Source organism: Actinoplanes sp. NPDC048791, assembly GCF_040650095.1.
GTDB lineage: Bacteria > Actinomycetota > Actinomycetes > Mycobacteriales > Micromonosporaceae > Actinoplanes.
On record NZ_JBEZGQ010001569.1, the window covers coordinates 1 to 1,388 of the forward strand.

The window sequence follows — 1,388 nt, forward strand, 5'->3', positions numbered from 1 at the left end:
GCGGACCGTCCCCGCAGGCTGATGCCGGTAACCGAGTGGAGGGGACGAGTTCGATGGCGAAGTTCATGGACGTGCACAGCGGGTTCCACGGGGTCACCCCGGAGCAACTGGACGCCGCGCACGAGGCCGACCTGAAGGTCGAAGGGGAGGAGGGGGTGCACTTCGAGCGGGCCTGGCTCGACGCTGAGCAGGGCAAAGCCTTCTGCCTGTCGACCGGGCCGAGCAAGGAGGCCGTCCAGCGCGTACACGAGAAGGCCGGTCACCCGGTGACCGAGATCTACGAGCTGACCGCCGAGGCGTGAGCGGGTTCCGCCCGGGCCCTGGGGCGGCCCGGGCGGAACCGTCCGTTCAGGAGGAGGCGTCGACCGCGATCGTGAGCTTGGCGACGTAACCGTCGGCGACGCTGCCGGTGACGGTGGCTAGCTCGGTGACCGCCGAGTCGTCACCGAACACGTTGTCGGTGGCCAGGCTGACCTGGCTCAGGTTGCTGACGCTCTTGCTGTAGCCGTCGGTGGCGTAGACAGCGTCCGCGACGTCCTGCGGGAGGGCGATCTGCGAGGTCTTGACGATCGGGCCGTCCCCGCTGGTGGCATCGGCCGGCGACGAGTAGACCTCGAAGTGGATGTGCGGCCACCGGCCCGAGTAGCAGGCCGGGAAGATGCTGGTGAAAGTCGCGGTGCCGGAGGCGTCGGTCTCCTGGATGCCGCGCAGATAGTTCTGATCGGTCACCCCGGTGGAATACAGCGAGTAGTTGCCGTCGCGGTCACAATGCCAGGCGTAGACCGCGGCCCCGGTCAGGGCTTTGCCGTCGAGGCCGGTCACCACCAGAGAGAATTCCAGCGGTACGCCCTCAGCGGTCCCGCTCGACTCCCCGAACGACGTACGGATGTCCTTGCGCACGATGCCCGACTCGGTCCGCACGTCCGGCCCGTTCGACCCGTCCGCCGGGAACGGCCCGGCGGTCTCCGACTCGACCTCGGTGGCGGTGCCGGTGGCAGCGGCAGCGCTGGTGGCAGTGGCCGTCGTCCCCGTCTCGGCTGTGCTGCCGCAGGCCGCGGTCCCACCGACGAGAGCGAGGGCACCCACCCCGCCGAAGGCGGCCAGCAGCCGGCGCCGTGACATGGTCCGCAGGTCGAACTGCAGCCCCTTGTCGTGCACCCGGCGCACGTATGCGGCGTTGTCCTGATCCCCTTGTTCCTGCACGGTGGTCGCCTTTCCTCGCGGATTGTCTCCCTGAAGACAACCAAGGTTCACTGTGCGTCATCTGTGTCCCGGCTGTGACCCGGTCTTTAATGTCGGGGCATGGTGACTGTGGCGATCGTGAGTCCGGGACACATGGGCGCGGGCCTGGGCGGTGCCCTGCGGGCCGGCGGCGCGAGAGTGGTCGC

At 69.0% G+C, this 1,388-nt stretch carries 2 protein-coding genes; one reads left to right on the forward strand and one right to left on the reverse strand.

Features of this window, described 5'->3' with window-relative positions:
* A partial coding sequence (locus AB0C29_RS48550) for an SCO4226 family nickel-binding protein (protein ID WP_360835167.1) occupies positions 1 to 302 on the forward strand: 302 nt, incomplete at its 5' end.
* Positions 303 to 348: 46 nt separating this feature from the next.
* Here AB0C29_RS48550 and AB0C29_RS48555 read toward each other — a convergent pair.
* Positions 349 to 1,203, reverse strand: a complete 855-nt coding sequence (locus AB0C29_RS48555; protein ID WP_360835169.1) for an intradiol ring-cleavage dioxygenase — start codon at positions 1,201 to 1,203, stop codon at positions 349 to 351.
* Positions 1,204 to 1,388: the final 185 nt, after the last annotated feature.